Source organism: Microlunatus ginsengisoli, assembly GCF_039537205.1.
Taxonomy (GTDB): Bacteria; Actinomycetota; Actinomycetes; order Propionibacteriales; family Propionibacteriaceae; genus Microlunatus; species Microlunatus ginsengisoli.
The window spans coordinates 18030-44084 of sequence record NZ_BAABAB010000052.1 but is presented as its reverse complement, the minus strand read 5'-3'; the positions used below and the strand labels follow the sequence as shown (position 1 = coordinate 44084).

General features: G+C 68.6%; 21 protein-coding genes and 2 tRNA genes. 10 read left to right on the top strand and 13 right to left on the bottom strand.

What is annotated here, in order from left to right:
* Positions 1 to 44: 44 nt before the first annotated feature.
* The 3 genes from ABD747_RS25320 to ABD747_RS25310 are packed head-to-tail and all read right to left on the bottom strand — an operon-like array spanning position 45 to position 2814.
* A complete protein-coding gene (locus tag ABD747_RS25320) occupies positions 45 to 1220 on the bottom strand; it encodes an aromatic ring-hydroxylating oxygenase subunit alpha (protein WP_344809933.1) in 1176 nt (391 codons plus the stop codon).
* The gene (locus tag ABD747_RS25315; protein WP_344809932.1) at positions 1217 to 2455 is read right to left on the bottom strand and encodes an NAD(P)/FAD-dependent oxidoreductase; all 1239 of its coding nucleotides are present in this window, start codon (positions 2453 to 2455) and stop codon (positions 1217 to 1219) included. Before ABD747_RS25315 ends, ABD747_RS25320 begins: the two co-directional genes overlap by 4 nt.
* Positions 2452 to 2814: a bifunctional 3-phenylpropionate/cinnamic acid dioxygenase ferredoxin subunit gene (locus ABD747_RS25310; protein WP_344809931.1), complete on the bottom strand. Its 363-nt coding sequence runs from the start codon at positions 2812 to 2814 to the stop codon at positions 2452 to 2454. The genes ABD747_RS25315 and ABD747_RS25310 overlap by 4 nt, the downstream gene beginning before the upstream one ends.
* Positions 2815 to 3080: 266 nt before the next feature.
* On the opposite strand from ABD747_RS25310, the gene purU reads away from it, so the two are divergent.
* From purU to ABD747_RS25290, 4 genes are read left to right on the top strand one after another with little or no spacing between them, the layout of a single operon-like run.
* On the top strand, positions 3081 to 4016 hold the full coding sequence (gene purU, locus ABD747_RS25305) for a formyltetrahydrofolate deformylase (protein WP_425562583.1): 936 nt from the start codon (positions 3081 to 3083) through the stop codon (positions 4014 to 4016).
* Between the two features lie 27 nt (positions 4017 to 4043).
* Positions 4044 to 6515 (top strand): GcvT family protein, encoded by a 2472-nt coding sequence (locus tag ABD747_RS25300; RefSeq protein WP_344809930.1) that lies wholly within the window; start codon positions 4044 to 4046, stop codon positions 6513 to 6515.
* Positions 6512 to 7135, top strand: coding sequence for a cyclodeaminase/cyclohydrolase family protein (locus ABD747_RS25295; RefSeq protein WP_344809929.1), 624 nt, complete (start codon positions 6512 to 6514; stop codon positions 7133 to 7135). Before ABD747_RS25300 ends, ABD747_RS25295 begins: the two co-directional genes overlap by 4 nt.
* Entirely contained in the window at positions 7132 to 8004 is an 873-nt protein-coding gene (locus ABD747_RS25290; protein WP_344809928.1) for a bifunctional 5,10-methylenetetrahydrofolate dehydrogenase/5,10-methenyltetrahydrofolate cyclohydrolase, read from the top strand. The genes ABD747_RS25295 and ABD747_RS25290 overlap by 4 nt, the downstream gene beginning before the upstream one ends.
* Before the next feature lie 55 nt (positions 8005 to 8059).
* On the opposite strand, the gene ABD747_RS25285 is transcribed toward ABD747_RS25290, so the two are convergent.
* From ABD747_RS25285 to glyA, 6 genes are all read right to left on the bottom strand, one after another.
* Entirely contained in the window at positions 8060 to 9436 is a 1377-nt protein-coding gene (locus ABD747_RS25285; RefSeq protein WP_344809927.1) for an L-serine ammonia-lyase, read from the bottom strand.
* A 97-nt stretch (positions 9437 to 9533) separates the two neighbouring features.
* A complete protein-coding gene (locus ABD747_RS25280) occupies positions 9534 to 10178 on the bottom strand; it encodes a sarcosine oxidase subunit gamma (RefSeq protein ID WP_344809926.1) in 645 nt (214 codons plus the stop codon).
* Entirely contained in the window at positions 10171 to 13101 is a 2931-nt protein-coding gene (locus ABD747_RS25275; RefSeq protein WP_344809925.1) for a 2Fe-2S iron-sulfur cluster-binding protein, read from the bottom strand. The genes ABD747_RS25280 and ABD747_RS25275 overlap by 8 nt, the downstream gene beginning before the upstream one ends.
* Complete coding sequence (locus ABD747_RS25270; RefSeq protein WP_344809924.1) at positions 13098 to 13448, bottom strand: sarcosine oxidase subunit delta; 351 nt, start codon at positions 13446 to 13448, stop codon at positions 13098 to 13100. Before ABD747_RS25270 ends, ABD747_RS25275 begins: the two co-directional genes overlap by 4 nt.
* A 25-nt stretch (positions 13449 to 13473) precedes the next feature.
* On the bottom strand, positions 13474 to 14691 hold the full coding sequence (locus ABD747_RS25265; protein WP_344809923.1) for a sarcosine oxidase subunit beta family protein: 1218 nt from the start codon (positions 14689 to 14691) through the stop codon (positions 13474 to 13476).
* Positions 14691 to 16025 (bottom strand): serine hydroxymethyltransferase, encoded by a 1335-nt coding sequence (gene glyA / locus ABD747_RS25260; protein ID WP_425562582.1) that lies wholly within the window; start codon positions 16023 to 16025, stop codon positions 14691 to 14693. The genes ABD747_RS25265 and glyA overlap by 1 nt, the downstream gene beginning before the upstream one ends.
* Between glyA and ABD747_RS25255 the strand changes: the two genes are divergently transcribed.
* From ABD747_RS25255 to ABD747_RS25230, 6 genes are all read left to right on the top strand, one after another.
* A complete protein-coding gene (locus ABD747_RS25255; protein WP_344809921.1) occupies positions 15975 to 16811 on the top strand; it encodes a GntR family transcriptional regulator in 837 nt (278 codons plus the stop codon). The two genes, glyA and ABD747_RS25255, sit on opposite strands and share 51 nt — an antisense overlap.
* 368 nt (positions 16812 to 17179) lie before the next feature.
* Positions 17180 to 19027, top strand: coding sequence for a BCCT family transporter (locus tag ABD747_RS25250; RefSeq protein WP_344809920.1), 1848 nt, complete (start codon positions 17180 to 17182; stop codon positions 19025 to 19027).
* A gap of 123 nt (positions 19028 to 19150) precedes the next feature.
* Entirely contained in the window at positions 19151 to 20188 is a 1038-nt protein-coding gene (locus ABD747_RS25245) for a TerC family protein (RefSeq protein WP_344809919.1), read from the top strand.
* A 52-nt stretch (positions 20189 to 20240) separates the two neighbouring features.
* Complete coding sequence (locus ABD747_RS25240; protein WP_344809918.1) at positions 20241 to 20684, top strand: universal stress protein; 444 nt, start codon at positions 20241 to 20243, stop codon at positions 20682 to 20684.
* 131 nt (positions 20685 to 20815) lie between these two features.
* Positions 20816 to 22651, top strand: a complete 1836-nt coding sequence (locus ABD747_RS25235) for an amino acid permease (RefSeq protein ID WP_344809917.1) — start codon at positions 20816 to 20818, stop codon at positions 22649 to 22651.
* On the top strand, positions 22648 to 23568 hold the full coding sequence (locus tag ABD747_RS25230; RefSeq protein ID WP_344809916.1) for a universal stress protein: 921 nt from the start codon (positions 22648 to 22650) through the stop codon (positions 23566 to 23568). Before ABD747_RS25235 ends, ABD747_RS25230 begins: the two co-directional genes overlap by 4 nt.
* 128 nt (positions 23569 to 23696) lie before the next feature.
* Here the strand turns inward: ABD747_RS25230 and ABD747_RS25225 are convergent.
* The 4 genes from ABD747_RS25225 to ABD747_RS25210 form a co-directional block, all read right to left on the bottom strand.
* A tRNA-Glu gene (locus ABD747_RS25225) sits at positions 23697 to 23769 on the bottom strand.
* 86 nt (positions 23770 to 23855) lie between these two features.
* A tRNA-Gln gene (locus ABD747_RS25220) sits at positions 23856 to 23927 on the bottom strand.
* 33 nt (positions 23928 to 23960) lie between these two features.
* The gene (locus ABD747_RS25215) at positions 23961 to 24845 is read right to left on the bottom strand and encodes a VanW family protein (protein WP_344809915.1); all 885 of its coding nucleotides are present in this window, start codon (positions 24843 to 24845) and stop codon (positions 23961 to 23963) included.
* Between the two features lie 78 nt (positions 24846 to 24923).
* Positions 24924 to 26051 carry a CPBP family intramembrane glutamic endopeptidase gene (locus ABD747_RS25210; RefSeq protein ID WP_344809914.1) on the bottom strand — a complete coding sequence of 376 codons (1128 nt, stop codon included), beginning with the start codon at positions 26049 to 26051 and terminating at the stop codon, positions 24924 to 24926.
* Positions 26052 to 26055 lie beyond the last annotated feature (4 nt).

Sequence of the window (26055 nt, the reverse complement as noted above, 5' to 3'; positions counted from 1 at the left end):
TCCTGCTTTCGTCGGATGAGATGGGTATGGGGGGCGGACGCGGCTCAGCCGGCGATGGCCGACGCCGTCCAGTTCTGGAAGTCGGCGATGTGGTGCTCGCTGGGCACCAGGACGCCGCCGTGCTCGTACTTCTTGGAGTTGGTCACCGACTGACACAGCTCACAGGCTTCGAAGTCCTGCCGGTTGACCAGGTCGAAGAGCTTGATCGACTTCTCCAGGTCGACCCCGGACTCGACCACCTCCGGCAGGAACAGCCAGTCGCACTCCACGATCGTACGGTCATGGGCGACGGGGAACATCCGGTGGAAGATGACGTGGTCGGGAACGAGGTTCACGAACACGTTGGGACGGACCGTGACGGCGTAGTAGCGACGGTCCTGGTCGTCGGTGACACCGGGGATCTTCTCCACCCCCTCGGACCCGTCGACGGTGAAGCCCTTGACCTCGTCGCCGAACACGGCGCCGTGGCCGACGAAGTACTGCGCGGCGAAGCCGTCGGCGAACTCCGGCAACACCTCGGTGAGCTCGGGGTGGATGGTGGCGCAGTGGTAGCACTCCATGAAGTTCTCCACGATGAGCTTCCAGTTGGCCTTGACGTCGTAGACGATGCGCTTGCCGACGACGAGATTCTCGACCTGATAGTGATCGATGGACTCGATGTCTCCGAGCCGGCTGCGCACCGCGCCCATCACCGTGTCCTCGAACGACGGAGGCTCGTCGGCCAGGCACACCCAGATGTAGCCGAGCCACTCGCGAACGTGCGCCTGGTGCAGGCCGTACTCCTCGCGGCCGACGTCCGGCATCTTGGTGAGGTTGGGAGCGGCGATGAGCTTGCCGTCGAGGTCGTAGGTCCAGGCGTGGTAGGGGCACTGGAACGAGCGCTTGCCGCTACCGCTTTCCTCACTGCACACCCGGGCCCCGCGGTGCCGGCAGATGTTGAAGAAGGCGCGCGGCTCCTTCTTGCGGTTGCGACTGATGATCAGGCTCTCCTTGCCGATCTGCACCGTCTTGAAGTCACCCGGCTTGGCGAGGTCGCTGCCGCGCGCGGCGCACAACCACATCTTCTCGAAGATCTTCTCCTGCTCCCGGGCGAAGATCTCCGCAGACCCGTAGGCGTCGCCGGGCAACGTCCGCAGCAGACTGTCGGAGATGTGCTCACCGGCGGGCTCGAAGATCGAGGGGTCCGGCGTCGGGGCGTGGTCGTCGGTGAGAGTGCTCATGCGGAAGCTCCTTCGGCGGGGGTGGGTACGGCGACGGAAACGAGCCGGCGCCGGACGGCGGCGAACTGGCGCGGCTGATCCAGTGACAAGACGGCGACGGGGTCGCCGGAGCGGCGAAAGACCGCGGTGAAGCTGCCGTCGCCGATGCTGCCGGAGTCCAAGGTGTGTTCCGGGCCCGGTGGATGGTCCGCGAGGTCGCGGTAGCCGGCCAGCTGGAGCTTCTTGCCGTAGAGGTCGGACCACACGTACGGCGGGCGACACGTGGGGATGCGCTCGGCGTCCAGCAGCCGCGCGGCCACTACGGCACCGCGTTCCTTCGCGGACGTCCAGTGCTCGATCTGGTAGTGGTACCCCAGTCCCGGGCTGTGCCAGGCGGCGCAGTCGCCGACGGCGTAGACACCCTCCAGATTGGTTGCTCCGTGCTCGTCACAGCGGACGGCTTCCGCGCCGGTGCCGAGATCGATGCCGGAGTCGGCGAGCCAGCCGACGGCGGGTACGGCGCCGATCCCGACCACGACCGTGGCGGCGGGGATCTGGTCGCCGCTCTCCAGGATGACCTCCAACCCGGCGGCGCCGCCGCGGACAGCCTGCACCCGGGCGTTCGCGCGAACGGTCACGTCGTGGGCGGCATGGAGGTCGGCCACGGCGTCGGCATACGGCCCGAGCGCCGCACGCAGCGGCACGTCGTCGGGCACGACCAGCGTCACCCGACAACCCAGCTGGCTGGCGGTGGCCGCGACCTCGGAGCCGATGAAGCCGCCTCCCACGACGACCACGGGCCGTCCGCTGGCGACGGCGTCGTGCAGATCTCGTCGCAGCCGCACGGCGTCGTCGAGGGTTCGCAGCAGGTGCACCCCCGGCAGCCCCAGGCCTGGGATCCCGCAACGGGCCGAGGCACCGGTGGCGATGACCACCCGGTCTGCGCTGACCGTCCCGCCGTCCTGCAGGTGGATGGTCGCGCCCCCGTCAGGGCGATGCTGCAGGCTGCTGGCCCGCTCGCCCAGCCGCCAGGTGACGTCCAGGTCCTCGCCGTCGGCCTCCAGCGAAAGCTCGAGCTGGTCGGCGATCGAGGCGAGGAACTCCTTGGACAGGGGCGGTCGGTCGTAGGGGCGGTGGACCTCGTCGCCGATGACCGTCACCTGGCCGGTGAAGCCCTGGCCGCGGAGGGCTCGAGCGGTGGAGAGCCCGGCCAGCGAGGCGCCGACGACGACCACGTGGTGGGGAGTCGTGCTCATGCGAGAGCGCCCGGGACGACCCCGGGAGGCAGGTTCGGCACCTGGTCGGACATCGTCACGAAGACGGTGTCCGCGCTCACCGTGACCGCGTGGGTGCGGATGGGACGCTTCGCCGGCGGTGCGTCGACCGCTCCGGTGCGCAGGTCGAAGCGCGAGGCGTGCAGCGGGCATTCGACCTCACACCCCTCCAGCCAGCCGTCGGCCAGCGAGGCGTCTTGGTGGGTACAGGTGTCGTCGACGGCGAAGAACTCCCCGTCCTCGGTCTGGAAGATGGCGATCGGGACACCCGCGGTCTCGGGACCGTCGAAGCGCAAGGCTTCACCAGGCTCGATCGCCGATCGCGGACAGGCGGCGAACATACGGAGGCTTCTCCTCGGGTCGAGTGGGATCAGCGTGCCTGTGGACGCATGAACCCTCGCTGCTTGATGGGGATCAACGATGAAGGATCGTTGCATCAGATGCAAGAGTGTGCGCTATGCGCAACTCTGACGCAGAGGTGCCGATGCCGTCAAGAGCGTTCGAGGATTGTCACCGAGCGACGTCGAGCAGTTGACGGATCTCCTCCCCCGACGGTAATCTCCGCTGATATATCAATCCGATATGACTCATCCACTAGGAGTGTGTGTTGTCTGCCGTCGACTCCGCCACCGAGCCGTTCGCCGTGTCGGCGCCGCGCTCCGCCGATGCTGGCGTCCACACCCGCGGCGCACGCGTCCGGTCACTGGGCGTGCTCACCTTGACCTGCCCCGAACGCCCGGGCATCGTGCAGGCGGTCACCAGCTTCTTGCTGGCCCACGGGCTCGACATCGTGGAGCACCACCAGTTCGACGACAGCGAGCGGGAGGTGCTGTTCCTGCGCACGGCGTTCGCCGCCGAGCAACCGTTCGACCTGGACCGGCTGATCGCCGACTTCTGGGCCACCGCGGAGCAGTTCGACATGAGCTTCTCCTTTCATGACGAGTCCCAGCCACGGCTGCTGGTGATGGTGTCGAAGTTCGCCCACTGCCTCAACGACCTCATCTTCCGCTGGCGAGCCGGCACCCTCGCCGGCCAGATCGCGCTGGTCGTGTCCAATCACGAGGACCTCCGCCAGATGGCCGAGGCTGCGGGGCTGCCGTTCATCCACGTGCCGGTCACGCCGTCCACGAAGCCCGAGGCCGAAGCCCGCCTGCTGCAGCTGGTCGACGAGTACGACATCGACCTCGTCGTGCTGGCCCGCTACATGCAGGTGCTGTCCGATGACCTGTGCCGGCAGCTGGAAGGACGGGCGATCAACATCCACCACTCCTTCCTGCCCGGCTTCAAGGGCGCCAAGCCCTACCACCAGGCCTACCACCGCGGCGTGAAGCTGGTGGGTGCGACGGCGCACTACGTCACGGCGGATCTGGACGAGGGTCCGATCATCGAGCAGGAAGTCATCCGGGTCGACCACACCTACCACCCGCGCACCCTGTCCACGGTGGGCCAGGACGCCGAGTGTCTCGCCCTGTCCCGCGCGGTGCGCTGGCACTGCGAGCACCGCATCCTGCTGCACGGTGCCAGCACCGTCGTCTTCCGCTGACCGCCCGATCCACCGAGAGGCATCCCCATGGGCTCCACCCAACGTGTCGTGATCATCGGCGCCGGCATCGTCGGCGTCAATCTCGCCGACGAGCTGGCCTCACGCGGCTGGTCCGACATCACCGTCGTCGAGCAGGGCCCGCTGGAGATGCCGGGCGGCTCGACCTCGCACGCACCCGGCCTCGTCTTCCAGACCAACCCGTCGAAGTCGATGACCCTCTTCGCCAAGTACACCGTGGAGAAGCTCCTGTCGATCGACTGTTTCAACCAGGTCGGAGGTCTCGAGGTCGCCACCACCCAGGCCCGGCTGGCGGAGCTGCAGCGCAAGCACGGCTGGGCCACCTCGTGGGGGATCGAGACCCACCTGCTCGACGCGGGAGAGTGCCTCCGCCGCTATCCCCTGCTGGACCGCGACATGGTGCTCGGCGGTCTGCACATCCCCACCGACGGCCTCGCTCTGGCGGCGCGAGCCACCCAGCTGCTGATGCAACGCAGCGCGGCCGCGGGCGTCAGCTACCTGGGCAACACACCGGTCGTCGGCATCGACCGGGCCGACGGGCACGTCACCGGCGTGGTCACCCCGACGGCCACCATCCCGGCCGACATCGTCGTCTCCTGCGCGGGCTTCTGGGGAGTCGAGGTCGGTGCCATGGTGGGCCTGACCGTTCCGCTCGTGCCGCTCGCGCACCAATACGCCAAGACCTCCGTCGTGCCCGGACTCGCCGGACGCAACGAGCTCCCCAACGGAGCAGGTCTGCCGATCCTGCGGCACCAAGACCAGGACCTCTACTACCGCGAGCACGGTGACCGGTACGGCATCGGTTACTACGGTCACAAGCCGATGCCGATCGTCGCGGCCACGCTCGGCGTCACCGGCGACCACGTCGACGAGCACAACATGCCGTCGCGGCTGGACTTCACCCCCGAGGACTTTGCCACCGGTTGGAAGGCCTCCCAGGAGCTGCTGCCCGACCTGCGTGACTGCGAGATCGCCGATGGGTTCAACGGCATCTTCTCCTTCACCCCCGACGGCGGCTCGCTGGTCGGCGAATCACCCGAGGTGGCGGGGTTCTGGGTTGCCGAAGCGGTCTGGGTGACCCACTCCGCCGGCATCGCCCGCGCGCTCGCCGAGGTGCTGACCGACGGTCGCTCGCAGATCTGCCTGGCCGACTGCGAGATCTCCCGATTCGAGGAGATCCAGTTCGCGCACAGCTATGTCCAGGAGACCTCCCAGCAGAACTTCGTGGAGATCTACGACATCCTGCACCCGCTGCAGCCGAAGGAGTCCCCTCGCAACCTGCGCGTCAGCCCCTTCCATGCGCGTCAGCGAGAGCTCGGCGCGTACTTCCTGGAAGGAGGCGGCTGGGAGCGGCCCTACTGGTACGAGGCCAACGCCGGCCTGCTCGACCGGCTGCCCGAGGAATGGCGCTCCCCCGAGCGTGACTCCTGGTCGGCGCGGTTCTATTCCCCCATCGCTGCCGCGGAGGCCTGGAAGACCCGCACCGCCGTGGCCATGTACGACATGACCCCGCTGCGTCGCCTCGAGGTGTCCGGGCCCGGCGCGGTCGACCTCTTGCAGCGACTCACCACCGGCGACGTGTCCAAGAAGCCCGGCGCGGTCACCTACACCTTGCTGCTCGACCACGCCGGCGGGATCCGCAGCGACATCACCGTCGCCCGGCTCGACGAGGAGACCTTCCAGGTCGGTGCGAACACCCCGGTCGACCTGGTCTACCTCAGCCGCGAGGCCGATCGGCTGCGGCACGAGTCGCCGCAACGGTGGGCGCAGGTCCGCGACATCACCGGCGGCACCTGCTGCATCGGGCTGTGGGGACCCCGGGCCCGCGACGTGCTGAGCTCGATCAGCAGCGACGACTTCAGCAACGACGGCCTGCGTTACTTCCGCGCCAAGAGGGCCACCATCGGCGGCGTACCGGTGACCGCGATGCGGCTCTCGTACGTGGGCGAGCTCGGCTGGGAGATCTACACCGGTGCCGACAACGGCCAGCGGCTGTGGGACGTGCTGTGGGAGGCCGGTCAGCCGCACGGCGTGATCGCCGCCGGCCGGGTGGCGTTCAACGCGTTGCGGTTGGAGAAGGGCTACCGCTCCTGGGGGGCCGACATGTCCACCGAGCACGATCCCTACGAGGCCGGCGTCGGCTTCGCGGTGAAGCCGGCCAAGGAGGACTTCGTGGGCAAGGCGGCCCTCGAGGGTCGCTCGGAGGCGACCGCCAGCCGGCGGCTGCGCTGTCTCACCGTCGACGACGGACGCTCGGTCGTGCTGGGCAAGGAGCCGGTGCGCTATGCCGGCGAGGCCGTCGGCTACGTCACCAGCGCCGCCTACGGCTACACCATCGGGCGGCCGATCGCGTACGCGTACCTGCCCGCCACCATCGGCGAGGGCGACCACGTCGAGATCGAGTACTTCGGCCGCTCGATCGCCGCCACCGTCGCCGCCGAGCCTCTGGTCGACCCCGAGATGAAGCGGCTCCGCGGGTGATTGCCAGCCAGTCGGTCGACCGCTATCTGGACCGGCTCGCCTCCGGCGACCCGACCCCCGGGGGCGGCGCCGCGGCAGCACTGCATGCCGCGCAAGGCGCCGCCCTGGTCGCGATGGTCGCCCGCTTCACGACCGGCGCCAGGTTCGCCGACCGGCATGACCAGGTGGCCGAGATCACCGCTGCCGCAGACGACCTCCGGGCGCGCGCCATCCAGCTCGCCGACGCGGACGAAGCCGCCTTCCAGACCGTGATCAGCGCCTACCGCCTGCCCAAGGCGTCCCCCGAGGAGAAGGCGAGCCGCTCCAGCGCGATCCAGGAGGCGCTGGCGACGGCCGCCGGCCCGCCGCAGGACCTGGTCGTGATCGCCGCAGCCGTCGTCGCGTTGGGTGACCGGCTCGCCGGTATCGCCAACCCCAACGTGATCAGCGACGTCGCCGCCGCCGCCGAGGCGGCGCGAGCCGCAGCGACCACCGCCCGGGTCAACATCGAGATCAACCTCGCCGGACTCACCGACCCCGAACGGACCGCACCGTTGCGGCAGTCGGTGAACGACGCCGGCACCGTCGTCGACACCGCCGACGCCCTGGCCGCAACGGTCCGACGACAGATCAACCGATGACCGCCACGCCCTTGCCAGGCGGACGCCTGGCCGCCGAGATCAAGGCGCAGGTTGCCGCGCTCGCGGAAGACTGGCGCCGCAGCGGCCGGCAGGCCGTGCTGGCGGTCGTCGTCGCCACCGCCGACGAGTCGACGCTGTGGTACGTCCGTTCGCTCGTCGCGGCGGCGGACAAGACCGGGATCGACTGCCGGCTGGTCGACCTCGGCGCGACGGCGACCGAACCCGAGATCGCCCGGCACCTCGACGACCTCAGCGCCGATCCGCAGGTGCACGGCATCTTGTTGCAGACGCCACTGCCGCCAGGGATCGCGGCGGCGCGGCTGGTCGAACGCATCGTCCCCAGCAAGGATGTCGACGGGGCGAACCCGAGCAGCCTCGGACGTCTTCTCGTCGGACAGCAGGCCTTCGCGCCGGCCACGGCGCGCGCTGTCGTGGAACTGCTCGACTACCACCAGATCCCGCTCGCCGGCCGGCACATGGCTGTGGTGGGCCGGTCGGCGGTGGTCGGCAAGCCCTTGCTGCATCTGCTGCTGCACCGCGACGCCACCGTGACGATCTGCCACTCCGCCTCGAAGCCTCTGGCGCGGTTCACCCGGCCGGCCGACATCGTCGCCGTCGCCGTCGGCCGGCCAGGGCTGATCACCGCGGACCACATCGCGCCCGACACCGTCGTGGTCGATGTCGGCACCAACGTCGCCGAGGACGGCCGTCTGGTCGGTGACGTCGACCCCGACACGGTGGCCCCGGTGGCGGCCGGCCTGACCCCGGTACCTGGCGGCGTGGGTTCGGTGACCACGGCACTCCTGCTCTTGCACACCCTCGACGCCGCGCGCGCCAGCTTCGCTCGCGACGCCGTCGCGATCAGCTGACCCGCCGACGACCCGATTGCCCGGCGGCGCCGGCAGACGGCCGCCGGGCCCGGGCTCAGCACTCGATGACGTTGACGGCCAGTCCGCCGCGCGAGGTCTCCTTGTACTTGATCTTCATGTCGGCGCCGGTCTCCCGCATGGTCTTGATGGCCTTGTCCAGTGACACCTTGTGGCTGCCGTCGCCGCGAATCGCGATCCTGGCGGCGTTGATGGCCTTGTTGCTGGCCATGGCGTTGCGTTCGATGCAGGGGATCTGCACGAGCCCGCCGACCGGGTCGCAGGTCAGGCCGAGATTGTGCTCGATGCCGATTTCGGCAGCGTTCTCGACCTGCTCAGGGGACCCGCCGAGCACTTCGCACAGCCCACCGGCCGCCATCGCACAGGCCGATCCGACCTCGCCTTGACAGCCCACTTCGGCGCCGGAGATGGAGGCGTTCTCCTTGAACAAGATCCCGACGGCGGCCGCGGTCAGCAAGAAGCGGACCACACCGTCGTCGTCGGCGCCGGGGATGAACTTGTCGTAGTAGTGCAACACGGCGGGGACGATGCCGGCGGCGCCGTTGGTGGGGGCGGTGACGATGCGGCCGCCGGAGGCGTTCTCCTCGTTCACCGCCAACGCGAACAGGTTCACCCAGTCCATCGCCCGGATCGGATCGGTCTCGTCGTCGGTGGCCTCGAGGGCAGCCAGCAGCTTCGGCGCTCGCCGAGGCACTCGCAGCCCGCCGGGCAGGACCTTCTCGGTGCGCGTGCAGCCGTTGTGCACGCACTCCTTCATCACCGCCCAGATGTGCAGCAGCTCGGCTCTCAGCTCGGCCTCGGTCCGCCAGGACAGCTCGTTGGCCAGCATCACGTCGCTGATCCGCAGGTTCTCGCGCCGGCAGATGGCCAGCAGCTCAGCGCCGGTGGTGAACGGGTAGCGCACCGGCGTGGAGTCCTCGACGATCTTGTCCACCCCGGCGGCGTGCTCGTCGACGACGAACCCGCCCCCGACCGAGTAATAGGTACGCTCGCGCAGCAGCTCGGTCGCCGGGCCCAAGGCCCGGAAGACCATCCCGTTCGGGTGCGCGGGCAGGCTGCGCCGACGATGCATAACCACGTCGTCGGCGCGGGAGAAGTGGATCGCGCGGCCGCCGGCGAGGACGAGCCGGCCCGTCTGCGATGCCACCCGAACCTGATCGTCGGCGGTCGCGGTGTCGACGGTCTCCGGCCGGTTGCCCTGCAGCCCGAGGATGACGGCCTTGTCGGAGCCGTGTCCGTGACCGGTGGCGCCGAGCGAGCCGAACAGCTCGACCTGCACCCTGTCCACGGAATCCAGCAGCCCGGCCTCGCGGAGCCCCTCGGCGAACTGCACCGCGGCTCGCATCGGCCCGACGGTGTGGGAGGACGATGGACCGATCCCGACCGAGAACATGTCCAGCGCACTGAGAGCCATCAGACCTCCGCGACGGTCGGCCGCGGGGGCCGGGACGTCGGCCCTGCCAGCCCGGACGTCGTCCGTTGCGGCCGGGACGGGCGGTCGTTGGCCACGGTCAGGGAACCTCGGGGGCGGCGAACTCGGCCATCGCGTCGATCAGCCAGCGGCCGAGGAAGTCGGCGAACGAAGAGCGAGGCAGCACCCGGTACGTCTCGGGCCCGGTCTTCCACAAGATGACCGGCACCGCCCCGACGTTGGTCACGAACGCGGCGCCGGTCTGGAAGCTGCGAGGATGCAGGTCCAGCGGGCAGCCCTTCTCCAGCACGGCGCGCGCCGAGGGACCGGCGAGCTCGAAGGTCGTCCGGTTGGCCGACAGGTCACTCACCGACCCTGGCTCCGCGTCCAGCGCGTCGACGAGTTCCGCGACCAGCCCGGCGGCCGGCCGGTCCGCAACGATCAGGAACTCGTCCGGGGACAGCCAGACGATGTGCTCCCCGCCGCCGCTCTCGATCACGGAGCCGCACGAGGTCGGCAGCGACGCCGCGAGTCTCGCGGCGATGCGCGCCCCGGACCCGGAGGCCGGCGCCACCCGGATGCCGATCATCGGCACGAAGGGGATCTCACGAAGGCGCACGCCGCGCGGCCCGGCGACCTCGGCCGCGGCGAAGCGGTCGGCGAGGTGGGCGGCGGGACTGACCGCTCCGCGAGCGGCCGGGCTGGTGGGCGCCTCCGGCGACCAGGTGAGGGCTGACTCAACCATCGCGGCGGCTTCCTTCGGGGTCGTAGAGGACGGTGTCGGCGACCACGACGTCGACCAGCTGGTCGTCGAACGCTGCGGTCAGGGTCTGTCCGATCAGGTTGCGGCCGTTCTTGATCAACGCCAGGGCGAACGAGCGACCCAGGGCGGCGCTGTGGTAGCTCGACGTCAGGTGACCCAGCATCGGCACCGGCCGAATGCCGGCATCGACCCCTCCGGCTCCGTCGGAAGGTGCCGTCTGGCCGATCAGCTGGGCCCCCTCGGGCAGCCGCAGGGTGCGGTCCACCGGCAGCACCGAGACCAGGTGCTTGCGGTCGGTGCGCGCGGTGTCGCTGCGCAGGTAGGAGCGCTTGCCGATGAAGTCCTTGACCTTGGAGACGACCCAGCCCATGCCGGCGTCGTCCGGGGTGACGCTGCCGTCGGTGTCCTGCCCGACGATCGGGTAACCCTTCTCCGCCCGCAGGACATGCATGGTCTCGGTGCCGTACGGGGTGATGTCGAGCTCGCGGCCGGCGTCGTGGATGGCTTCCCACACGGCCTGGCCGTACCAGCCGGAAACGTTCACCTCGAAGGCCAGCTCACCGGAGAAGGAGATCCGGCAGATGCGAGCAGGGATGCCGCCGGCCAGGACCGTCTCGCGGAAGGTCATGAACGGGAACGCCTCGTTGGTCACGTCGAGATCGGGGGCGATCTCGGCGATCACGGTGCGCGCCTTCGGCCCCACCACGGCGATCGTGGTCCACTGCTCGGTGACCGAGGTCATCGCGACGTCCAACGCCGGCCACTCGGTCTGGTGCCACTCCTCCAGCCAGTCCAGCACCCGGGCCGCGCCGCCGGTCGTGGTGGTCATGAAGTAGCGGCCCTCGTCGAGCCGGAGGGTCACGCCGTCGTCGAACATCATCCCGTCCGGCGTGCACATCACCCCGTAGCGGGCCGACCCGACCGGCAGCTTCTTGAACGCATTCGTGTAGATCCGGTTGAGGAACTCGCCTGCATCGGCGCCCCAGATCTCGATCTTGCCGAGCGTGGTGGCGTCCATCATCCCGACCGAGGTGCGCACCGCGACGCACTCACGCCGGACCGCGTCGTCGAGCGACTCGCCCGCCTGCGGGTAGTACCAGGGCCGCAGCCACTGCCCCACCAACTCGAACTCCGCGCCGTGGGCGACGTGCCAGGGGTGGATGGAGGTCAATCGAGCCGGATCGAACAGCTCGCCTCGGTCGCGTCCGGCCAGCGCGGCGAACGCGACCGGGGCGTAGGGGGCGCGGTAGGTCGTGGTGCCGACCTGGCCGGGTGTCGCGTCTCCGTTCAGCGCGACGGCGATCAGTCCGATGGCGTTGACCGCCGACGTCTTGCCCTGGTCGTTGGCGGTGCTGATCGAGGTGTACCGCTTGATGTGCTCGACACTCCGCATCCCGGCATCGGTGGCGCGCAGCACGTCGGAAACGGTCTGGTCACGCTGCAGATCGATGAAGTGCCGGTCCAGACCGGCAAGCTCGCCGTCGGCTCCGGGCACCACCCACAAGGCACGGGTGTCGCCGTCCGGTCGGGGATCGGCCGCCGGCGCGGACAGAGCGTGGTCGCCGCCTCGACTGATGAATCCGGCATAAAAAGAGGCGACGGCACCGGCCCGCGAGCCCTCGGCCAGGCAGCCGTCGAGGGTGTGGGTGCCGCGCGCGGAGCCGACGATCTGTTGACCGTCCACGGCATCGGCCGGTACGAACGCGACCAGGCGGTCATCCCAGCGCAGCTTCCCCTGCCGCTGGCTGTGCAGGTGAACCACCGGACTCCACCCGCCGGACACGGCGACCAGGTCGCAGTCCACCCGAGTGGGCTCGGCGATCGGGACACCGGTCTCGTCGATCACGGCGACGAAGGCCGCACTCACCCGGGGGTCTCCGGCGGTGCCGACCACGGTCGTCGAGGGCACCACCTCGATGCCAGCACCCTGGGCTGTGCGCGCGGCAGACGACAGCGTCGTACGGGCGTCGGCCACCAGGGCGATCTCGACCCCGGCTCTCTGCAACTCGGCCAGCATCGGATAGACGCTGTCGTTGGTGGTGGCGACCACGACCCGGCTTCCGGCAGCGACACCGTAGCGGTTGAGGTAGGACCGGACCGCGGAGGCGAGCATGATGCCCGGCCGGTCGTTGTCGGCGAAGACCAGCGGCCGCTCGTGGGCGCCGGTGGCCACGATCACCTGCTGGGCTCGGACGTGCCACAGCCGTTGTCGGGACACGCCGGCCAGCTCGTCGGCGGCCGAACCGAGATGGTCGAGCCTGCTCTGGAGGGCGATGAGGTAGTTGGCGTCATAGCTGCCGAAGGCGTTGGTGCGGGTGAGGATCGTGACCTCGGGACGGCTGCGGAGCTGGGCCTCGATCCGGCTCAGCCACTCGCTGGCCGGGATTCCGTAGACGGTGGCTGCGGGATCCGACAACAGCGAGCCACCGAGCTCCGGCTGGTCGTCGATGACGATGACCCGGGCACCGGTCGCCGCCGCCTCCCAGGCGGCGGTGAGACCCGCGGGGCCCGCGCCGATGACCACGACATCCGCGTGGACGTACTTCTTGTCATAGCACGACGTGTCCTCGGCCGGATCCAGCTCGCCGACCCCGGCGAGGAACGTGGCGTGGAGCCCGTCGACCAGCTCGACGGTGGTCGCGGGCACCATGGGCTCGACGACCGACTGTCCGGGTCGGCGCAGGTTGACCAGCGCGTTGGGTTCCTCGACACCGGCGGCCACGATGCCGCGCGGTCGGCCCATATAGATGGAGGGTCCGCACTCGATCCGACCGGCGGCGAGCAGCGCCGACGCCAGCGTGTCTCCCGGATGCCCGACGTAACTCTCGCCGTCGACGGTGAACGTCAGTTCGGTGGCGCGATCGATGCGGCCGCCGCTCGGCAGGCGGCGTGGCTGGCTGCTCACTGGGGTGCTCCCGGGGTTGGGGCAGGCGGTGTCGGGGATGGGGGCCTAGGCGTGGGGGGCGGTGTCGCCGTCGTCAGGCTGGGTCGGGGGTCGTCGAGCCGGTAGACGGTGTCGATCCGGTAGGTGGCGGTGTCACGGATGACGTTGAACCACTTCCGGCAGCCGCCGGAGTGGACCCAGCGTTCGGCGAACAGCCCCTTCGGGTTGTTGCGGTAGAACAGGTAGCGGCCCCACTCCTCGTCGCTCAGCGCGGCCGGGTCCTCCGGGTAGGCGACGTGGGCCTCACCGCCGTAGTGGTACTCGGTCTCGTCGCGCGGACCGCAGTTCGGGCACTGGATCAAGATCACTGGAACGTTCCTCTCGTGCTACGTCTCAGTGGGCCACACCGGCGGCGCCGTGCTCGTCGATGAGCGCTCCGCTGACGAACCGTTCGAGGGAGAAGGGGGCATTGAGCGGGTGCGGCTGGCCGGTGGCGATCGTGTGGGCGAACGTCCAGCCGGCGCCCGGTGTGCCCTTGAACCCACCCGTGCCCCACCCGCAGTTCACGTACATCCCCTCGACCGGTGTCGAGCTGACGATCGGCGACGCGTCCAGCGTGACGTCGACGATGCCACCCCAGGTCCGCAGCAGATGGGCCCTCGCGAAGATCGGGAACAGCTCGACCGCGGCCGCCATCTGGTGCTCGATGACGTGGAAACCGCCGCGCTGCCCGTAGCCGTTGTAGGAGTCGATCCCGGCGCCCATCACCAGCTCGCCCTTGTGAGCCTGCGACACGTAGACATGCACGTGGTTCGACATCACCACCGTCGGGTGGACCGGCCGGTGCAGCTCGGAGACCAGTGCCTGCAACGGGTGGGACTGGATCGGGAGATCGAATCCGGCGAGCTTGGCCAGCACGCTGGAGTGACCCGCCGCGGACAAGCCCACCCGTTCGGTCGCGATCCGACCACGGCTGGTCTCGACCCCGACGACCCGGTCACCGTCTTTGACGAAGCCGGTGACCTCGCAGTTCTGGATCAGGTCGACACCCAGCTCGTCGGCCTTGCGGGCGAAGGCCCACGCGACGTGGTCATGCTTGGCGATTCCGCCGCGGGGCTGGAAGGTGGCACCCAGCACCGGGTAGCGGATCGAGTCGCTGATGTTGATGATCGGACAGAGCTCCTTGACCTGCTGCGGGTCCAGCCACTCCGCGTCGATCCCGTTCAGCTTGTTCGCGCTGACCCGGCGGACCGAGTCCCGCACATCTTGCAGCGTGTGCGCGAGATTCATCACCCCGCGCTGGCTGAACAAGAAGTCGTACTCCAGCTCGGCCGGCAGGCCCTCCCACAACTTGAGCGAGTGCTCGTAGATGGCCGACGACTCGTCCCACAGGTAGTTGGAGCGGATGATCGCAGTGTTGCGGGCCATGTTGCCGCCGGCCAGCCATCCTCGCTCCAGCACAGCGATGTTGGTCAGCCCGTGGTTCTTGGCCAGGTAGTAGGCGGTCGCCAGCCCATGGCCGCCGGCTCCGACGATCACCACGTCGTAGGAAGGCTTCGGGTCGGGGTTGCGCCACAAGAAGTCGGGGTGCTCGGGCAACAGGTCGGCCATCAGCGGGACCCGTGGCTGTCGAGATCGGGATACAGACTGTCGAGATCGGGATACAGACTGTCGAGGTCGGGGTACAGGGGGAACCGATCGGCCAGAGCCGCCACCCGCTTGCGCAGGAGGTGCTGGATCTCCTCGTCGAAGTCGGCCTTCAGCGCGGTGGCGATGATCTCGGCGACCTCGGCGAACTCGTCGTCGCCGAAGCCGCGGGTCGCCAAAGCCGGCGTGCCGATGCGCAGTCCGGAGGAGACCATCGGCGGCCGCGGGTCGAACGGCACCGCGTTGCGGTTCACGGTGATGCCGATCGAGTGCAGCCGGTCTTCGCCTTGCTGGCCGTCCAGGTCCGAGTCACGCAGGTCGACCAGCACCAGATGCACGTCGGTGCCACCACTGACCACCGATACGCCGGCCGCCGCGACGTCGTCGGCCAGCAGCCGCTCGGCGATGATGGTGGCGCCGCGCAGCGTGCGCTGCTGCCGCTCCCGGAAGTCCGGCTCCGCGGCCAGCTTGAACGCGACCGCCTTGGCTGCGATCACATGCTCCAGCGGGCCGCCCTGCTGGCCGGGGAACACCGAGGAATTGACCTTCTTGGCAATGGCCGGGTCATTGGTCAGGATCACCCCACCGCGCGGACCGCCCAACGTCTTGTGGGTGGTGGTGGTCACCACGTGGGCGTGCGGCACCGGGTTGGGATGCAGGCCGGCGGCCACCAGCCCGGCGAAGTGCGCCATGTCCACCATCAGATAGGCGTCCACCAGGTCCGCAATCCGCCGGAACTCGGCGAAGTCGAGCTGGCGGGCGTACGCCGACCAACCGGCGATGATCACCTTGGGCCGATGCTGTAACGCCAGCCGCTCGACCTCGGCCATGTCGACCAGCATGTCTTCCTTGCTCACCTCGTACGGGACGACGTCGTAGAGGCGGCCGGAGAAGTTGATCTTCATGCCGTGGGTCAGGTGGCCGCCATGGGCCAGAGACAGGCCCAGGATGGTGTCGCCGGGCTGCAACAGCGCGAACATCGCCGCCGCGTTGGCCTGGGCGCCGGAGTGAGGCTGCACATTGGCGAAGCCGGAGCCGAACAGGGTCTTCACCCGGTCGATGGCCAGCTGCTCGATGACGTCGACGTGCTCGCAGCCGCCGTAGTAGCGGCGCCCCGGGTAGCCCTCGGCGTACTTGTTGGTCAGCACCGAGCCCTGCGCCTGCATCACCGCGAGCGGAGCGAAGTTCTCCGACGCGATCATCTCCAGCGTCGACTGCTGGCGCCTCAGCTCGGCGACGATCGACTCGTGCACGTCGCTGTCGGCGACTGCCAGCGGTTGGTTCAGCACCTGGGTCACGTCTCGTCCTCTCCTCGGTCGCATGGTATGTCACTAATATATCAACCGAGGGTCAGTAGTATCCTGATTGCGTGTGACGATGTCAACCTGCTAGCGAGGGAGAGCACCGTGGTCATCGACCAGGTACAGACCGCAGCCGACGAACGCGGCCAAACCGCGTCCCTGGCGTCGATGGCCTATCAGCAGATCAAAGACCGTCTCATCATGCTCGACATCCGCCCCGGTGAGCCGATCAACGACGTGGGACTCGCCGCCGAGCTGGGCGTCGGCCGCACACCGGTGCGCGAGGCGCTGAAAAGGCTCGAGACCGATCATCTCGTGGTCTCCTACCCGCGACGCGGGACCTTCGCGACCGTCGTGGACGTCACCGAACTCGGGTCGATCTCCGACCTCCGGCAGTTGCTGGAGCCGCACGCCGCCCGCCGAGCAGCCGAGAACGCCACCCCGGCGGCTCGTGCGGAGCTGCGCGAGACGGCTGCCGCCATCCGTCACCTGCGGGTCGTCGACGGTGACCGCACCACCTTCATCGGCGAGGACATGGCGGTTCACAAGCTCATCTACCGCTGCACCGGCAACGCCCACCTGGAGGACGTGCTGATCCGCTACGACAACCTGGCCACCCGGATCTGGTGCCTCGTGATCGACAAGCTGCCCGATCTGGGCGACCACGTCAAAGAGCACTCCAGCCTTCTCGAGGCGATCGCAGACGGTGACGCCGAGACCGCCGCCGGCCTCGCGCGCGACCACGTCATCGGCTTCGAGCAGGCCATTCGCCGGGTCCTGTAGACCTGCCGCCCGGTCGACCGCGCTGCTGCACACGGCAAGCTCGACCGCGTCGGGCGGTGCACCGACGCCACTTCGGACGGCGTAACAACTTCGTCACGTCCGACCCTTGACGCCTACGGGACTCTCGGTGCATTGTTCTTCACAGCACATCTTGTCGCGCTATACGCAACAGAGGAGAGTCCTCTGGGCGACACCGTCCGGTGGCTCACCTGGCCGAGTCACCAGTTCGCAGACCCCCACCCGCCAGGCGCCCTGAGAGATCCCGCCCGTCACCGCCGGTGACCGGGCGAGCCCACCAGGCGGTCGCCTTCCCACCACCACGGGAGCGACCGGCGCCGACCACCACAGGAGGGAGGCCGTCCCCAGCGATGGCCGAAGACGTCAAGCCGGCAGGCGCCGCCCACGGGAACGAACATCCGGGCGGCGGAGCCGCTCCCCCGTTCGAGCCACCCTCGATCGCGAAATACTCCGACGAGCACTACCACTTCCCCACCGACAAGGTGGTCTTCGGCATCGCAGCAGCGCTCGTGCTCGGCCTCCTCGCCTGGGGTCTGATCAGCTCCAAGACCCTCACCGCCGTCGCCAATGCCGTCCTGGCCGGTGTCATCGCCGGTGGCGGGTGGGGCTTCGTCCTCGCGGCCAGCGCCTTCGTGCTGTTCGCCTTGTGGCTGGCCGTCAGCAAGTACGGCAAGATCCCGCTGGGGCGCGACAACGAGCGTCCCGAGTTCCGGACGGTCTCCTGGATCGCGATGATGTTCAGCGCCGGCATGGGCATCGGCCTGATGTTCTACGGTGTCGGCGAGCCGCTGGCACACTTCACGTCCCCTCCCCCGGGCACGGTCGAGGCCGGCTCCCCGCAAGCCATCGACGTCGCGATGGCCACCACCTTGTTCCACTGGACGCTGCATCCGTGGGCGATCTACGCCGTCGTCGGTCTGGCCATTGCCTACGGCACCTTCCGGAAGGGGCGTCGACAACTCATCAGCTCGGCGTTCCAGCCGCTTCTCGGCGCCAAAGGGACCGAGGGCGTCTTCGGTCGCGCGGTCGACATCCTGGCCATCTTCGCGACCCTCTTCGGATCGGCCGCATCACTCGGGCTGGGCGCCCTCCAGATCGGTGGTGGGCTGATCGCCGGCGGCTTCATGGACTCGGTCGGGACCACGTTCCTGGTGGCCATCATCGCCATCCTGACCATCGCGTTCGTGGCGTCCGCGGTGTCGGGCGTGGCCAAGGGCATCCAGTGGCTCTCCAACATCAACATGGTGCTCGCCGCCGTCTTGACGGTGGTGGTCTTCATCGGCGGACCCACCATCGTGATCCTCAATCTGATCCCGGCCATGATCGGCGACTACTTCAGCCAGCTGACCGAGATGGCGTCGAGGACCGCCGCCACCGGCGGCGACGGCACCGCTGCCTGGCTGTCCGGTTGGACGATCTTCTATTGGGCCTGGTGGATCTCCTGGACGCCGTTCGTCGGCATGTTCATCGCCCGGATCAGCCGCGGCCGCACCGTCCGCGAGTTCGTGTCCGGCGTGATCCTGATCCCCAGCACCGTGACCCTGATCTGGTTTGCGATCTTCGGCGGCGCGGCGATCACCGCCCAGCAGAACGGAGTCGACCTGGCGTCTCGTCCGATCGAGGGCCAGCTCTTCGGCCTGTTGCAGACCCTGCCGCTCGGTGGGCTGCTGGGAGTCATCGCGATGACCCTGGTGGCGATCTTCTTCGTCTCCGGCGCCGACGCGGCATCGATCGTGATGGGCACCCTGTCACAGCGCGGCACCATCCACCCCTCCAAGCGGATCGTCGTGTTCTGGGGCGTGATGATGGGCGCGATCGCCGCCTTGATGCTGGTGGTGGGCGGCAGCGACGCGCTGTCGGGTATCCAGAACATCACGATCATCATGGCCGCGCCGTTCGTGATCGTCATGGTGATCATGTGCGTCGCGCTGTACAAGGATCTGAGAAGCGACCCACTCATCCGGCGGGGTCAGCGCAGCGAGGTGGCGCTGGAGCAGGCCGTCGAGTTCGGCACCAGGACCTATGGCGACAAGTTCTACGTGCCGGTGAAGCCACACAAGGAGAACGCCAACGGCAGCAGTCACGCCTCGACCGTGGCGACCAACGGACATCGGACGGATCCACCCCTGGAGACTGCCGCCTCGACGCCGGCGGACGAGCCCGCCGGGCAGCCTGCTCCGGCAGGCGAACAGGCCTAGGAGCGAAACCCGGTGGTGTGCCGCCGATCGGAGGCACACCACAGGTCCGCGGGCCCAACACGCCCGAGGTCGGTACCTGCCCTTTCCACCCGGCAGGCGTACGGGAGGCAATGACCCACCGCTATGGATGTTCATCTGTACACCTGGATCTGCACCGTCGTCGTGATGATCGCCGTGCTCGGCGTCGACCTGTTCGTGATCGGACGCAGGCCGCACGAGCCCTCGATGAAGGAGGCCGGCATCGCGGTCGGCATCTTCGTCGGACTGGCCATCGTGTTCGGGCTGGGCGTCTGGGCGACGTCGGGCCCGAAGTACGCCGGAGAGTTCTTCGCCGGCTGGCTGACCGAGTACAGCTTGTCGATCGACAACCTGTTCATCTTCGTCATCATCATGGGCGCGATGAAGGTGCCGCGGCACCTGCAGCAGTTCGCGCTGATGGTGGGCATCGTCCTCGCTCTGGTCTTCCGCGGCATCTTCATCGCGCTGGGCGCCGCGGCCATCAATCGCTTCACCTGGGTGTTCTTCCTGTTCGGCGGCTTCCTGATCTACACCGCGATCAAGCTGGTCATCGACTACCGCAACCACGACGACGAGTCCGACGAGATGCCGGACAACGCGATGATGCGGTTCGCTCGGCGGCGGTTCAACGCGGTCGACGAATACCACGGCACCACGTTGACGCTGAGGATCGACGGTAAGCGGGTGATCACGCCGATGCTGATGGTGATCATCGCGCTCGGCTCGACCGATTTGCTGTTCGCGCTGGACTCGATCCCGGCGATCTACGGTCTGACCCAGGAGCCGTACCTGGTGTTCACCGCGAACGTGTTCGCGCTGATGGGTCTTCGACAGCTGTACTTCTTGATCGGCGGACTGCTGAAGCGGCTGGTGTACCTGTCGCTCGGTCTGTCGGTGATCCTGGCGTTCATCGGGGTGAAGCTGGTGCTGCACGCGCTGCACCACTACCACCTGGCCGATTGGGCGCCGTGGGACGGTGAGATCCCGATCTGGGTGTCGCTGACGGTGATCGTGGTGACCCTGGTCGTCACCACGATCGCCAGCCTGATCAAGAGCCGGTACGACGATGATGCGGCCCGGCAGGAGCCGGGCGCCGAAGAAGCAGACGGGCGCGCCACAGTGCCGGGACCCGGCCGCACCTGAACCCGCCCGGGACGCACCCGGTATCCCACCACTTCGAGAACGGAGGCTTGTCATGAGCATCGTCGTCGGGCTCCAGCCCTCGGCCATCGGTCGCTTGGCCGTGCAGGAAGCAGCGCATGAAGCTCACCTTCGTGCGACGTCCCTGCTGGTGATCCACGTGTCGGAGGTCGTCGATGTCGACCTGCTCGCGCAGCAGGAGGCGAACCTGCGGGAGGAAATCGCCGACCTGCTGTTCGAAGCCGACCTCGGCGAGGTCGACTGGACCCTCCAGGTCACCAACGGCGCCGACGTCGCCGAGGAGATCCTCCACCTCGTTCCCGACGATGCGGACCTCCTGGTCATCGGCGCCCGTCGACGCAGCCCGGTCGGAAAGCTGATCCTCGGCAGCGCCACTCAATCCCTGGTCCTGCGCGCAGAGCTGCCGGTGCTGGTGGTCAAGACAGCGCCGCGGACCGGTCCCAAACCGTCAGCGCCGACCCGGCCGAGCACGCGCTAGCCAGCGCCTCATGACCATGGATCATCACCCGACACCCGGCGAACCCGAGGCAACCGCTCTCGGTCGTCCAACGCGCAGCGCTACGCGCACCAGTCCCGCGGTCTAGGACCGCCTCACCCGAAGGAGATGCGATGGGTGCACCCACCACAGAGTTGAAGAAAGGCCTCAGCCAGCGACATCTGACGATGATCGCCATGGGTGGGGTCATCGGGGCCGGACTGTTCGTCGGCTCCGGAGTCGTGATCGGCGAGACCGGGCCGCCTGCTTTCATCAGCTACGCCTTGGCCGGATTCTTGGTGATCATGGTCATGAGGATGCTGGGCGAGATGGCGGTGGCCAACCCGTCGACGGGCTCCTTCGCCGATTATGCCCGCACCGCTCTCGGCGGCTGGGCCGGGTTCTCGGTGGCGTGGCTGTATTGGTACTTCTGGGTGATCGTGATCGGCTTCGAGGCCGTGGCGGGCGCCAAGGTGGTCCAGTTCTGGCTGCCGGACGTGCCACTGTGGCTGCTGTCGCTGATCCTCATGTCACTGATGACGGCGACGAATCTGTTCTCGGTCTCCTCGTTCGGTGAGTTCGAGTTCTGGTTCGCGGGGATCAAGGTGGCCGCGATCATCTTGTTCCTGGTCCTCGGGGTGCTCTTCATCTTCGGCCTGTGGCCGGGTCGCTCGATGGACTTCAGCAACCTGACAGCCTATGGCGGGTTCTTCCCCAAGGGTGTGGGTGCGGTCTTCGCCGCGATCCTCGTGGTGATCTTCTCGATGACCGGGGCCGAGGTCGCCACGATCGCTGCGGCCGAGTCCGAGGACCCGGGTCGGGCCATCCGCAAGGCGACGAACTCGGTCATCGGTCGGATCGCGATCTTCTACGTCGGCTCGATCTTCCTGATCGTGACCATCGTCCCGTGGAACTCCAGCAGTCTGGCGGCGTCGCCGTACGTGGCGGCTTTCGAAGCCATGCACATCCCGTACGCCGATCAGATCATGAACGCCGTCGTGCTCACGGCCGTGCTGTCCTGCCTGAACTCAGGTCTGTACACCTCGTCGCGGATGCTCTTCGTGCTCGCGGCCCGTCGAGAAGCACCCATGGCTTTGATGCGAGTGAACAAGAAGGGAGTCCCGGTCGGCGCGATCCTGGCGTCATCGGTGGTCGGTTTCCTCTGCGTCATCGCGGCCGCGATCTCACCCGACAAGGTCTTCTTGTTCCTGCTCAACTCATCCGGCGCGATCATCATGTTCGTCTACCTGCTGATCTGTATCTCGCAGATCGTCCTGCGCCGTCGGACCCCACCGGAGAAGCTGATCGTGAAAATGTGGCTCTTCCCCGTGCTGTCGATCCTGGTGGCCGCCGGAATCCTGGGGATCCTGATCCAGATGGGATGGCTGGAAAGCTCGCGATCGCAACTGATCCAGAGTCTCGGCGCATTCGGCTTGGTCGTGGTGATCTACTTCATCACCACCCGCTTCCGCGAGCGGACCCCCGCCGTCGTGCCCGTCGTCGAGCCGAAGGCCCCGGTCACGAAGGTGCTCGTGCTGGCCAACGAGACAGTCGAGGGCCGAGAGCTGTTCGACGAGCTGCGATCGATCCAGGGGGCAGGGCGCGCCTCGTACTACGTCTGCGTGCCGGCCAATCCGATCGATACCGGAGCGGCGATGCACAAGGGTGCCGTGTACATGTGGGACGAGACGGCCAAGGCGGCCCAGCTGCGCCTCGATCGAACCCTGACGCTGCTCCACCAGGAGGGGTTGGAGGCAACGGGCGCGCTCGGCAACTACAAGCCGATGCAGGCACTTGCCGACGCGGTCGAGCAGTTCGGCCCGGACCAGCTCGTCATCTGCACGCTTCCCGAGCAGCAGTCCGCGTGGCTTCGATTCGATCTGGTCGATCGGGTGCGGGAGACCTACCAGCTCCCGGTGCGTCACGTCGTCGTCGAGCCCGAACCGGTGCCCGCGGGAGAGCTCGCGTGACGATCCTGGCCGGCCTCGCACCCGGCCGCAAGGGTCACGCGGCGCTGCACCTCGGTGCCATGCTCGCCAGGTCCTCCGGTGAAGATCTGCTGCTGGCCAGCGTCGTGGGTGAGCCGTGGCCACCCAACATCGGCGGTGGCGACTCGGAGTATCTGGCGCTGCGGGACAAGATCGCTCGGCAGGCCCTCGCCGAGGCGGACGAGATGATCCGGGCGAGCGTTCCCCGGGTTGAGACCATCTGCCGGCGCGCCTCCTCGATCACCTCCGGGCTGCTCGGCATCGTCTCCGAGCGGGAGATCAGCATGGTTGCGCTCGGCTCCTCGCCGTCGAGCGTGCTCGGCCTGGTCGGCCTCGGCGGCGTCGCCGAGCGGGTGCTGCACGGCTCGTCCGTGCCGGTGGCGGTCGCCCCCCGGGGCTTCCACGCCCCCGGAGCCCGGGTCGGCAGGGTCACCGTCGCGGTCGGACGCGCCGACCAGGACGGAGGGCTCGTTGCGAGCGGCGCGGCTCTGGCCGACCGGCTGTTCTCGTCCCTCCATGCCGTCTGCTTCGCCGTGCGTCCGGGCGCCCTCGGATTCACGGCGACGCCAGGAGTCGAGACCAAGGTCGCCGACGAGTGGCGGCAGCAGCTGGAGGCGGATCTGGCCGCCGCGGCGGACCTCCCGGCGGCACGCCCGGCCGATCCGACCGGACGGCGTACCGTGCGGGTCGAGCTCGGCGTCGGAGGAACCTGGGCGGATGCCATGCTGGACGTCACCTGGACAGGTGGCGACCTGCTGGTCGTCGGCACGAGTAGCGGGCCGTTCAGCCGGTTCTACGTCGGTTCCCACGCGGCAAAGATCATCCGCAACTCGCCGGTGCCGGTTGTCCTCATGCCGCGCGTGGACCGCCGGTCCCAGCCGATCGACGACTCGCCCTGACCTGGGGCTGGCAGGGTCACGCCTGGTCGCCACCGCCGAGACCGGCGGTGGCGATCCGGCGTTCGTGGTCAGGCCGAACCTTGTCGAGCGGTCCCGCGGACCACTGCCGGTCGCAGTGACTGATGGAGTAGCCCCGACGGGATTCGAACCCGCGCTACCGCCTTGAGAGGGCGGCGTGCTAGGCCGCTACACAACGGGGCCCTAGCTGTTGATCATCCTCGATCTCGTCGGACGACCGACGCGGAAGCCTACCAACTCCGACCGGCTTGGTCGAATCGACTTCATCGCTGGGGTACTAGGACTCGAACCTAGACTAACTGAACCAGAATCAGTCGGGCTGCCAATTACCCTATACCCCAAAGGTTCCGGCCCGTCCGGGCCGACTGACTACTCTACTGCACTGTCGCCGTGTCGCTCAAACCGACCTCCGGGACGTACGCCACGAGAGCGCAGTTCTTCTTCACCAGCTCGCTGCGCACCGTGTTCCCGGTGCGCCGATCGATCAGGTCGCGCCAGATCTCGTTGCGCCGGAACCAGCGGTCGTCGCGCGCGAAGAAGCTCTCGTGCCGCGCATAGACCCGGTAGGAGTGCGGGATCGGCCGGTCGGCCCGGAGCTCACCCTCCAGATAGCGCTCCCCCACCCGTACTCGCAGCTGGAAGGTCGCGTCGGTGTCGTTGCGGAACCGGAAGTCGACGTAGTTGTAGTAGATCGTGCAGCCCACGCCCCAGGGCAGCACCCGGCCGTTGTCGGGGAACGGGTCGAACGAGTGTTCGGACCGGTCGGTGACCACCAGCGGGCTGTGCAGGACCATCCAGTGCAGCAGGTTCGCCAGCTGGCAGATCCCGCCGCCGATGCCCGGCGACGCCTCCCCGTTGTCCAGCAACATGCCCTCGATGTAGCCGCGGCGGCGGCTGGTCCGGCCGACCGTGCGGCAGAAGGAGAACTCCTCGCCCGGCCTGATCAGCAGCCCGTCCAGCGCCGCGCAGGCCAGCCGGAGGTTGTGCACCTTGTTGTGCTGCAGCCACATCTCCGAGTCGCCGAGGGTGCGCAGCAGCAGCGACTTGTGCGGCTTGACCCGCACGGGCAGGTCGTCGGTCGAGCGCTCGGAGGCCACCCTCGTGCGCGACAGCAGCCACCGGACGTGCCCGCGCAGCCGGAGCAGCTCCACCGCCGCCGGGTACAGCGCGGGGAACCGCTCGGTCAGTCGGCGGCGCCGAGGTCTGAGCGCCGGTGGTACGTCGTCGAGCTCCGACTGTTGCGCCGTTGCCGAGGTCATCAGACAGCGCCTCCCTCCCGAGTGAGAAACCTCGGTCAGCATGGCATCGGCCGGGCCGGCCGGCGCGGCAACGCGCGGCTATGCCTGAGAACCGGGGCCACTCGCGCCAGGCAGCGCCACCCGGGTCGCCGGCTTCAGCTTCACCGCGACCAGCAGCGCGAGCGCGCCGAACACGGCGAACCCGCCGACGTCGAAGACGGCGTCCAGCCAGCCGATCTCCCGGATCGCCTTCACCGCGGCGATGGAGGTGGTCAGCCCGGCGATGACGTACGCGAACACGTTGTTGACGACGTGCGCCGCAACCCCGGCCTCGATTCCGCCGGTCCGCCACACCAGGACCGCCGCCAGCAGGCCGAACGCGAACCGGTCGATGAACAGCGGCAGGTTCTGGGCGCCGTGGAAGAAGGCGAACACCCCGGCGGAGAGCACGATCCCGATCCAGGGCTGGGCGAACAGGCTACCGAGCGCTTGTAACAGATACCCGCGGAAGAAGAACTCCTCCGCCGCGGCCTGGATCGGCGAGGTGAGCAGGATCACCACCAAAAAGCCCCAGAAGCCCGGCTGGAGAGCGAAGGTGGTCGAGCCGTGCGCCAGCATCGACAAGGCGAGCACGCCGTTCAGCGCGATCACCGCGACCCCGAGACAGGCCCAGAAGTACGGCCAGCGGACCCTCGCCGGCACCGACAGCAGCCAGGACGGCTTCATCCGGTGCAGCAGCATCATCAGCACGCAGGCCACCGGGATCAGCGTCGCAATGCCCAGGTTGGCCGCGAGCATGCCGCTCGGCCGCTCGAACGCGTACGCCGCGGTGAAGTAGTCCCGATAGACCTCGCCGGAGGCGAACAGCGCCCAGGACACGAAGACCACCAGCTGGCTGATCAGGTTGGTGAGCAGGACGAAGAACGACAGCCCCATCAGCACCCCGACGATCGAGCGCCACGGCGCATAGTCCTGGGTGCGCAGGATCTGGGGATAGGCGACGCCGTTCAGCGGCAGCATCGGCTCGGGTGCGACCGTGGCCGGCCGCGGTCTGCCGGCGGCCGACCGCGACCCGCGCCCACCGCTCTTGTTCGAGCCGCGCGGGCCGCGGGAGCCCTGCGCCGACGGCGGCCGGGGCTCGGGCTTCGGCTGGCCGGCGCGGACGGCCGGATTGCCGGACCGGTCCGGGCGGCTCTGCTTGCCCGGTGGGTTGTCGGAGCGGGCCACGGCG

Bases quoted from the DNA above. Each gene is read 5' to 3' on its own strand.
- ABD747_RS25320 (WP_344809933.1), bottom strand. From the start codon at position 1,220: ATGAGCACTCTCACCGACGACCACGCCCCGACGCCGGACCCCTCGATC.
- ABD747_RS25315 (WP_344809932.1), bottom strand. From the start codon at position 2,455: ATGAGCACGACTCCCCACCACGTGGTCGTCGTCGGCGCCTCGCTGGCC.
- ABD747_RS25310 (WP_344809931.1), bottom strand. From the start codon at position 2,814: ATGTTCGCCGCCTGTCCGCGATCGGCGATCGAGCCTGGTGAAGCCTTG.
- ABD747_RS25300 (WP_344809930.1), top strand. From the start codon at position 4,044: ATGGGCTCCACCCAACGTGTCGTGATCATCGGCGCCGGCATCGTCGGC.
- ABD747_RS25290 (WP_344809928.1), top strand. From the start codon at position 7,132: ATGACCGCCACGCCCTTGCCAGGCGGACGCCTGGCCGCCGAGATCAAG.
- ABD747_RS25285 (WP_344809927.1), bottom strand. From the start codon at position 9,436: ATGGCTCTCAGTGCGCTGGACATGTTCTCGGTCGGGATCGGTCCATCG.
- ABD747_RS25280 (WP_344809926.1), bottom strand. From the start codon at position 10,178: ATGGTTGAGTCAGCCCTCACCTGGTCGCCGGAGGCGCCCACCAGCCCG.
- ABD747_RS25265 (WP_344809923.1), bottom strand. From the start codon at position 14,691: ATGGCCGACCTGTTGCCCGAGCACCCCGACTTCTTGTGGCGCAACCCC.
- ABD747_RS25250 (WP_344809920.1), top strand. From the start codon at position 17,180: ATGGCCGAAGACGTCAAGCCGGCAGGCGCCGCCCACGGGAACGAACAT.
- ABD747_RS25245 (WP_344809919.1), top strand. From the start codon at position 19,151: ATGGATGTTCATCTGTACACCTGGATCTGCACCGTCGTCGTGATGATC.
- ABD747_RS25240 (WP_344809918.1), top strand. From the start codon at position 20,241: ATGAGCATCGTCGTCGGGCTCCAGCCCTCGGCCATCGGTCGCTTGGCC.
- ABD747_RS25235 (WP_344809917.1), top strand. From the start codon at position 20,816: ATGGGTGCACCCACCACAGAGTTGAAGAAAGGCCTCAGCCAGCGACAT.
- ABD747_RS25215 (WP_344809915.1), bottom strand. From the start codon at position 24,845: ATGACCTCGGCAACGGCGCAACAGTCGGAGCTCGACGACGTACCACCG.